The organism is Armatimonadota bacterium, from assembly GCA_020354555.1.
Taxonomy (GTDB): Bacteria; Armatimonadota; Hebobacteria.
This window is the reverse complement of record CP070648.1, coordinates 4,358,020-4,366,989: the sequence shown is the minus strand read 5'-3', so window position 1 is coordinate 4,366,989 and position 8,970 is coordinate 4,358,020. Positions and strand designations below refer to the sequence as shown.

8 protein-coding genes are annotated in these 8,970 nt (G+C 68.4%); 1 reads left to right on the top strand and 7 read right to left on the bottom strand.

Features of this window, described 5'->3' with window-relative positions; all coding sequences use genetic code 11:
* The 5 genes from JSV65_17875 to JSV65_17855 all read right to left on the bottom strand — a co-directional run.
* On the bottom strand, positions 1-1,304 hold a 1,304-nt coding region (locus tag JSV65_17875), incomplete at its 3' end, for a hypothetical protein (GenBank protein UCH34369.1).
* Positions 1,305-1,340: 36 nt separating this feature from the next.
* Complete coding sequence (locus tag JSV65_17870) at positions 1,341-2,264, bottom strand: flippase-like domain-containing protein (protein ID UCH34368.1); 924 nt, start codon at positions 2,262-2,264, stop codon at positions 1,341-1,343.
* On the bottom strand, positions 2,265-3,185 hold the full coding sequence (locus JSV65_17865; protein ID UCH34367.1) for a glycosyltransferase family 2 protein: 921 nt from the start codon (positions 3,183-3,185) through the stop codon (positions 2,265-2,267).
* The gene (locus JSV65_17860) at positions 3,182-4,873 is read right to left on the bottom strand and encodes a glycosyltransferase family 39 protein (GenBank protein UCH34366.1); all 1,692 of its coding nucleotides are present in this window, start codon (positions 4,871-4,873) and stop codon (positions 3,182-3,184) included. Before JSV65_17860 ends, JSV65_17865 begins: the two co-directional genes overlap by 4 nt.
* A gap of 8 nt (positions 4,874-4,881) precedes the next feature.
* Positions 4,882-6,231 carry a UDP-glucose/GDP-mannose dehydrogenase family protein gene (locus JSV65_17855; GenBank protein UCH34365.1) on the bottom strand — a complete coding sequence of 450 codons (1,350 nt, stop codon included), beginning with the start codon at positions 6,229-6,231 and terminating at the stop codon, positions 4,882-4,884.
* A 256-nt stretch (positions 6,232-6,487) separates the two neighbouring features.
* On the opposite strand from JSV65_17855, the gene JSV65_17850 reads away from it, so the two are divergent.
* Complete coding sequence (locus tag JSV65_17850) at positions 6,488-7,576, top strand: Gfo/Idh/MocA family oxidoreductase (GenBank protein UCH34364.1); 1,089 nt, start codon at positions 6,488-6,490, stop codon at positions 7,574-7,576.
* Between the two features lie 56 nt (positions 7,577-7,632).
* On the opposite strand, the gene JSV65_17845 is transcribed toward JSV65_17850, so the two are convergent.
* Positions 7,633-8,340 (bottom strand): CPBP family intramembrane metalloprotease, encoded by a 708-nt coding sequence (locus JSV65_17845; protein UCH34363.1) that lies wholly within the window; start codon positions 8,338-8,340, stop codon positions 7,633-7,635.
* 127 nt (positions 8,341-8,467) lie between these two features.
* Positions 8,468-8,770 carry a hypothetical protein gene (locus JSV65_17840; protein UCH34362.1) on the bottom strand — a complete coding sequence of 101 codons (303 nt, stop codon included), beginning with the start codon at positions 8,768-8,770 and terminating at the stop codon, positions 8,468-8,470.
* Positions 8,771-8,970 lie beyond the last annotated feature (200 nt).

The window sequence follows — 8,970 nt, the reverse complement described above, 5'->3', positions numbered from 1 at the left end:
CCCGAGCCATAGGTCTCCTCGTATCGCTTCATGTGCTCGTCTTTGGCGCAGGCGGCCTCGGCGTTTTCGCTCGTCCAGGTTTCGGTGCGCGGATCCCACAGGCGTCCGTTGATGTACGGCATGACGCGCACTCCCGCCGCCTGCAGCTCCGCAACGCCCTGCGCGAAGCCCGCTTTCGTTGGGAAATACTCGGGGTAGTGGTCGTCGAACGGAATCTGGTGCCAGTTGTACCAGTGCACCGCAGTCGGCACGCCGAAGTACTCGGCAAACCGCTTCGCCGGTTCGACCGCTTCGGCCGGTCCGCCGCCGCCGAGGCACCAGATGTCTATGTCCTTGAGCCATTTCGGCGTGCTGCGCCGTGTCAGCAACTCCCCTTTCGCCATCCACGGCGCGTGCTCAATCGCCCAGGCGCGGTGCAGCCGCGCGGCGTCGTACCAGTTGCCGGGGAACACGCCGACCGCCGCCTGGTAGGGCAGCGTCCACTCGCGCACCGGCCGCCCCATTCCCGCGGGGTAGTTGACCACCGCCAGCCGAAGCCGGCCGTCCGCGACATCGGGGGTGCAGATCAACTGCTTGTGCGCCGCCGCGGGATCGTGGGCCGCGAAGTACACACCGCCGGCACGCTGCCAGCACGCCATGAACTGCATTGCCGGCGTCATCGAGGGATACGTGCCCTGAATCTCGCCCGCGTGCAGCGCGTCATCATAGACGATCCCCCACCCCGTCGGAAACGCGAGCTTCGTCCCCGGAATGCCGTCAACGTTCGCGATGATGGGGAACGTCACGCGCCACGGGCGGAGCGTCTCGTCGGCGTTCGCGAGCCTGAGGCTCCAATAGGTCACCGGATCGCCGCGCTTGATGACCACGCGGACCTCGACGCCGACGCGGCTGCCGCCGTCCGTCACCTGCGGCCAGCGAATGGTAATCTCCGCGTCATCGCCGGCGCGCGCGTCGAAAGTCGCGCCCGGTGCGTCCGCGCTCGAAAGCGTGATGCGTTCGCCGGCAGCAGTGGCGAACTCCAGCTCCCACAGCGAGTCGGTCTCACGCGAACCGGTGAGCAGTTCGCGCCCGCCCGGTTCCCTCGTCACGCTCCTGAGCAGGATTGCGTTCCCGCGCCGGGCGAAGGCGAGGCCGACGAGCCCGTTCCCCGCTTGTATGCCCTCCTCAGTCTCGCGCACCCACGGTCGTGCCACATCACCCTCCTGGGCCGCCATCGCGCCGCCGCCGGAGACACAGCCGAGCACCGCGCACGCGATCCCGATGACAATCGTCACGACGGCTTGCCGTGCTGGTCGAATACTCATTGCGCACCTCAATATCGGCCGGCGCGCCGGCGCCCCTCACTCCGGCAGGCGCCAGGCGATGGCGGCGAAGAGCAGTTCGATAACCGTCAGCCAAACCCGCGACACCAGCGCCACGACGACTGCCATTCCGCCGGGCAGCAGCCCACCGAGCAGCACGACGAGCGCCCCCTCGCGCGCGCCGATCCCGCCGGGCGCGGCGATGGCGATCAGCCCGACGAACCATGCCGCCGGGAACGACGCCGCGACGCCTACCGGCGCGCGCGTCGCCGCCGGCGTGATGCTTGACGCCAAGAGCACGAACCCCGCGCACAGGCACGCCCACATCAGGGCGCACAGCGCGAGCATGCCGAATAGGTCGCGGTATCCCAACGCGGGAAGCGGCGGCCGCGAGAAGCGCCGCAGCCCGGCGTTGATCAGTGGAATCACGACTCGCGGATGCGCCAGCACGAGCAGCAGCGGAACCGCAACCGCCGCCCACAGCGTCAGGCTATGATACGCGTGCCGTCCGCCGATCGCGCGCAGCGGAACGAAGGCCGTGGCGGCCAATGCGACGAGAGCCAGTTCGAGGATGACCGCGGTCAGGGCCACCGGCGTCGGGATGCCTTGGCGGCTCGACAGGTAGGACCGGCTCAGCACGTGCCACACCGTGCCCGGGAGATACCGGCTCAGCTCGGCGAGCACGAACGTGCGCAGCGCGCGGCGGTAGGCGAGCGTGTGCCCGAAGCACGACAGTATGCGCTGCCACAGCCGCGCGCGCAGGAAGAACCAGGCCGCCGCCAGCGGCACCGACAGCAGGGCCGGCCCCGCGCGCAGTCTCCACACATGCCCTCGCAGTTGCTCCCACTCACCAACGAGGACCCAGATGATGTAAACCACCGCTGCCGCCAGCACCGCGCTTTGCAGCACGGAGGCGATCAGCTTGAGGCGTCGGCGTGTCGGTTTCTCAGATGTGGAGGCCACTCAATCGAGCCGCTCCGCGATGGCATACGCTCCGCCCGCGGGCTCGCGAGCCATGGCACGGCCAGTCAGCGCCGCCATCACTAAGAGGTCACAGCCGGCAAGCCCGACGATCGCGCCGGAAACGAGCAGCGGCCACTTCGCCGCTGCCGGCCCCACAGGGGCAAACGCGCTCAGCGCTCCTCCGGCGACGAGCAGCCCGGCACCGGCCGGGATTAGAATGCGGCGCGGATGCTCGACGCCGCGCGCGACGAGCCATGCCAGGTGAACGTCAACCACGGCCTGGGGGATGCGCTCCCAGCCGTACTTCGACCGGCCGTGAACGCGCTCTCGATGTGCGACGACGATCTCGCCGATGCGGTAGCCCTTGGCCTGCGCGAGAAAGGGGATGAAGCGATGCAGGCCGTGGCGCAGGCGCAGCCCGCGCGCGACCTCCGCACGGTAGGCCTTGAACCCGCAGTTCACGTCGTGGAGGCGAAGCCCGGTCAGGCGCGCCATCGTCCAGTTGAAGATGCGCGACGCGACGCGCTTGCCGACGGGGTCGCGCCGCTTGCGCTTCCACCCCGACACGAGGTCGAAGCCCTGATCGAGCGCCTCCAGGAACCTCGGGATCTCCCGCGGGTCGTCCTGCAAGTCGCCGTCGAGGGTGATGATGATGCTGCCCCGCGCCGCCGCGAACCCGACGCTCAGCCCCGACGACTTGCCGAAGTTCCGCGTGAAGCGGATGACGCGCACCGGGGCGTGCTTCGCGTGCAGTTCGCGCAGCCGGTCGAAGGTGCCGTCCGTGCTGCCGTCGTCAATGAAGATGACCTCCCACTCGACTCCGACCTCGCCCATCACACCGGCGATCTCGTCGTACAGAACGACGACGTTGTCCGCCTCGTCGCGCACGGGAACGACGAACGAAATCCGAGGTTCGGTCACGACTCAGGCCTCGCGACGGATTCGACGCGGAACACGCGGAACGTCTCGAGGTCCCGCTCCCGCGTGAACGCGTACGGCACGCTGTGGCTGGTCACCGAGTAGAAGCTGGCGCCCGAGGAAACCATGGTGTGAATCGGTATTCGGCCTCGATACGTCTTTTCCTCGATCTGCTCCAGCTCCAGGCCCTCCGGCAGGGGACCCCTGTGCACGCGGTCGGGGATGAGGATGAGGTCGCCAACGCGCGGCAGACGGCCGTGCTCGGCGATGAGCGTGAAGCCTGCGGATAGGGCGTGACGCTGCCACCCCCAGTTTCCGGAGAACCATATCTCCCGGCCGTCTCGGGGCAGGCGCTCCTGCGCGCGTAGGGCGAAATCGCGGTAGGTCCGCGCGTACTCGTAGTCGGCGGCGGCGACCGCGAACGCCACGGCTGCTTGCCCCGCGACGAGCACGCCGAGAACCCAACTGCGCCATGCCGCACGTGCCGTCCCGCGGTGCAGCAGGCGGACACCCAGCAGGGCGAGGGGCGGCACCGCCGGGATGACGTGCCGCACCGCCTGGAACATGACGAACAGCACCCCGAACGCCAGGATCGCCCCCGCCCACAACGCGAGGAACAGCGTGTCGGCGCCGGTTCTGTAGTCGCGTGACAGGGCGCCCCGCGCGGCCGCCAGCCCGGGCACGAGCAGCAGGGCGATCAGCGCTCCGCCCGTGGTCAGCCACAGCGTGTACTGCCAACCGACCTCGCGCTCATTGTGCAGCCATCCGCCGAGGAACGCGAGCCCGGCCCCGGCCACCGCGCACACGAGAAGCCAGACCCGCCTGCGCCGCAGCACATCGGCAACCAGGGCGGGCAGCAAGTACAGCGACGCCCCGACGATAACGACCGTGGCGTAAAGGCGGTCGGATATCGGGACATCGTTGCGGCGTTCGGCGAACAAGTACCCGAGGTGCGTGCGCCCCTGCACGAGCTGATTGTGCAGCGACCACAGGCCGAGCATGGCGAGCGGCAGCAGGAGCCACAGCGCGTAGCGGCCGCGTCGCTGCAACAGAGCGTAGAGCGCAAGCACCGGCAGGAGCACTGCCCCCGAGTACTTGGTCAGCACCGCGAGGCCCGCGACTACCGACCCCGCCACGACAAGCTGCCGGCTCTGCCGATCCACGCCGACGATGAACAGGGCAGCCGCGGCCGCCGACACCGCCGCCAGCGGCACGTCGCGCATCACGTTCGTGGACGGCACCACCGCCGGCGACAGCATCACGAACAACACCGGCCACACCGACCCGCCTGCAAACCGCCGGCTCAGCGCCGCCGTCGCCACCCCAAGGATGACGAGGTACAACAGCATCGCCGCGTGCAGCGGCACCTCCGCGAACCCAGACGCGGCGACGACCGGCGCGAGGTAGTACGACACCAGCGGCGGGTTCGTCGTTTCGCGGAAGATCGGCTGGGGGTCGCCGAACCAGTTGATCGAGGCATGAAACGGTCGCGCCGGATCGCGCGTGATCTGCTCGGCGACGGTGAGCACCACCGTGTCGTCAATGTGAAACGCCTTGGTCAGAAACGGCAGCCCCACCAACAGCGCTAGCGCGACGCCGATCCACACCAAGCGCCGCGAAGACGTCACACCCGGATCGTCCGTCGCCGCCTCGGTATTCGCGGATTTCGCGTGCCGCATGTGCTCCGGCATGGCCATGCTCAGGGCCGCCCGATGCCGTAGTAGCGAAAGCCCAGGGCGCGCACCCGCTCCGGCGAGAACGCGTTTCGGCCGTCGAAGATGACGGGCGCGGACATCAGCGCCTTGATGCGGGCGAGATCCATGGATTTGAACTCGTGCCATTCCGTGGCGACGACCAGGGCGTCGCAGCCGCGCGCCGCATCGTCGGCGCTCTCGGCGTACGCCACATCGGGCAGCAGGGCGGCGCACTTCTCCATCGCCACCGGGTCGTAGGCTCTCACCTTGGCCCCGCGCTCCAGCAGCACGCGGATCAGCTCCACCGCCTTCGCCTCCCGCAGGTCATCGGTGTCCGGCTTGAAAGCGAGCCCGAGCACGCCCACCGTGCGCCCATCGAGCCCGCCCATCGCCTCGGCCATTCGCGCAACCAAGCGCCCGACACGGGCGTGGTTGACGTCCTGCGCGGCGCGCAGCAGCGCGAAGTCGCACCCGGCCGCGGCCGCAGTCGAGATCAGCGCCTCAGCGTCCCGGGACAAGCACGACCCGCCGTACCCCAGGCCGGGCTGGAGGTATTCGTGGCCGATGCGCCGGTCCGCGCCCATCCCGTGAGCCACCGCCGAGACGTCGGCCCCCACCTCTTCGCAGATGTCGGCGATCACATTGATGAACGAGACCTTCGTTGCCAGAAACGAGTTGCTCGCGTACTTGATCATCTCGGCGCTCGCGACGTCGGTAACGATCACCGGGCGGTTGAGGGGGGCGTACAGCTCGACCAGCTTGCTCGCCGCGTCGCCATTGGACGCGCCTATGACGATACGGTCCGGGTTGAAAGCGTCCTCGATCGCCGAGCCCTCGCGCAGGAACTCGGGATTGGAGCAGACGTCCACCTCGGCTCCGGGCGGGGCATTGTCCGCCACGATACGCGCGACCACATCGCCGGTGCCGACAGGGACGGTGCTCTTGTTGACCACGATCTTACGACCGCTCGCCGCAGGCGCGATCGCACACGCCGCGGCCTCGACCTGGCTCAGATCAGGAAGGCCGTTGTCGCCCATCGGCGTGTTGACGGCGATGAAGATGACCTCGGACGCGGCTACAGCGGCGGCGGTGTCGGCGGTGAAGGACAGGCGTCCCTCCTGCAGGGTTCGCGAGAGCAGCTCCTGGAGCCCCGGCTCGTAGATCGGACACTCCCCCGCGGCCAGCCGCGCCACCTTCTCCGCGTCAACCTCCACGCCCACGACGTCGTTGCCCATGTCGGCGAATACCGCGGCGGTGACGAGCCCGACATAGCCCATGCCGATGACGCAGATATCCAAAGCGGGGCCTCCGTGGGAATAATGGTCTGTGGCCAGGCGGCGGATTGCTGTTGGCATTATAGGCTCGGCCATTTTGCCCTGTCAAGGAAGCCGGGCGCGGGCTCCGGCTTGCAGCGCCGCCTCGGCCCGCGGGCATCCTTCGCTCGCGCGCCGGCCGGGCCCGAGCGCCGCGCCTCGCGCAGGGCTCCCGCGAGCCCGCGAGGAATGCATAGGCCGGGATGACGCGCTGAGCCGCTGCATGCGCTCGGCGCAGCGGGCGTCGCGTCATCCGGCTTGACGCGGACCCTCAGCGCTCGCACCGGGAGACTGTGACATGGACGAAATCGGGATCGCTCTCATCGGATGCGGATTCGTCGCCGAGATCCACGCGGACTGCTACAACCGCTCGGTGCCCGGCGCTCGGATTGCCGCTGTCGTCGGGCGAAACGAGGCCAGGACGCGCGCCTTCGCCGAACGCTTCGGGATCCCGCGCTGGTTCACGGATTTCGACGAGGCGCTCCGGCTCGACGAGGTGCGCATCGCCGACCTGTGCGTTCCGAACAACCTGCATGCCGAGATGACCGTCGGAGCCGCCGCCGCGGGCAAGCACGTCATCTGCGAGAAGCCGCTGTGCATGAACCTGGGCGAGGCGGACGACATGATCGCGGCCTGCGCGCAGGCCGGGGTGCGCTTGATGTACGCCGAGGAGCTGTGCTTCGCACCGAAGTACGTCCGCGCGAAGCAGCTCGCGGACGAGGGAGCGCTGGGCAAGATATACCTCGTCAAGCACAGCGAGAAGCACTTCGGCCCGCACGCCGAGTGGTTCTGGGATGTGGAGAAGTCCGGCGGGGGCGTGATGCTCGACATGGGCTGCCACGCGATCGAGTTCTTCCGCTGGATGCTGGGCAAGCCGAAGGCCGTTTCCGTGTACGCGCAGATGGGCACGCACGTCCACAACGACTTGACCGAGGGTGATGACAACTCCATCGCGCTCGTCGAATTCGAGGGCGGCGCGGTCGGCATGGCGGAGGAGAGCTGGGCCAAGCGCGGCGGCATGGACGACCGCGCGGAGATCTACGGCTCGCACGGCGTGAGCTACGCCGACCTCCTCCACGGCAACGCGCTGGAGACCTACAGCGAAGTCGGCTACGGCTACGCGGTGGAGAAGGCGCCCGAGACCAAGGGCTGGACCTTCACCGTGTTCGAGGAGGCGTGGAACTACGGCTTTCCGCAGGAACTGGTCCACTTCGTGGACTGCGTGAGGACCGGCGCGCAGCCGCTGGAGACGGGCGAGGACGGGCGCGCGGTGCTGGAGATCATCATGGCGGCGTACGAGTCGGCGGCGACGGGCCGGCGCGTCGAACTGCCGTTCCACACCGAGGCGCAGATCCCCATCGCGCCGTGGCTCAAGAGCAAGGGGTAGCCTGCGGGAAGCCCGGCGCAGGCCTGAGCGCAGGTTCACGCCCCGTCCGCGAATCTTCACAAGGCGAAAAGAGCTGGGGCGATGATGTAAAGGACATTCGCAAGAAAATGCACTACAACGGGAGCAACGAGCGTGCGACGCCAAACGTAGATGAGTCCGAGAGACAAGCCCACGATGCCGGTAGTGGCAATGCCAGCGGGCCCTTGGTACGCATGCTCGACGGCGAAGAAAACCGCCGCAAGCGCGACAGCTACGGGCGCGCTGCGCGTAATCGTCGTAAAGCGCAGAATCAGGTATCCCCGAAATATCGTTTCGTCTACCAACGCGAGAACCGCGATTAGAACGACCGCAAGCACGAGCTGCGTCGGCCCCTCGGGGGCGCAGTATGAGGGCAGGGGCCTCGATCCGTCAGGGAGTCCGAGCGAGCGGAATAGTGCATAGCCCCAAGCTGCGCTGAGATGCACGGGGAGAAAGAGCGCAACTCCGAGAGGGATGTCGGTCCAGAGCTTCCTCAGCGACCAGCCGATGGCGCTCCTCGGCTCACGATTACGCCACAGAAGGAACAGAACCAGGGCGGTCAGCCCTAGCCCCCAGCACAAGACCCAGATCGCGTCGAGCAGGAAGTCGCGGCGCGCCGGCTCGCTCCGGAATGCCGACAGTACGAGGCCAGGCATGCAGAGGAAGAGGAAAACGCCGACCTCAATAAGCTGCTGGCGCCGCGTCGGGACCGCCGATTGGGCGCTGCCTTGGCCTGTGTCAGTCACGCCTGTCATCCTCGCCTCGGGCCGACTTCGACGCGTCTAGCCGCCGCTGTCCGGGAGAAGCCGGTCCCTCAGCGCACCAAGCGGGCATCGCGGCCCGGCTTCGTTGTGGTGGCGACAGCGGATCGGGTCACTCCTCCGCCCCCGGCAGCTCCAACTCGATCTCGAACTCGGCGTCCGCCATGCGGCGGACGATGTCCATGTACCGGTCAATAATCGGCCCCGCCTCGCCCCAATCGAACACGTGCCCGCACGCACAGGTTGCCGGCGGCCGTTCCTCCAACAGATCCACCGATGTCACCTTCTCGCAGCGCGCGCATACCAGCCGCAGGCGGTGCAGATCAGACAACCCAACTGTGCCGGAGGGCGGCCCAGGCGTCGGGCTCTCCCCCGCCAGCACGCGCTGCGCTTCCTCCAATCGCGAAGCAGGCACGAACAGCGCCGCGGACCGCGCCCGCCGCGTGCTCGGTATCCCCGCCGCGCGTAGTTGCGCTTCGATCAGATCGAGTTGGACGTGGTCGTCCCCCTGGCACAGCTCCGTCGGCCGCTTCGCCCCGGGTTAGGGAAGCCCCGTATCCGCCCGAGCGAGTGAGGCAACATGACCTGCGAGGCAGTCCACGAAGCGCGTCGCAT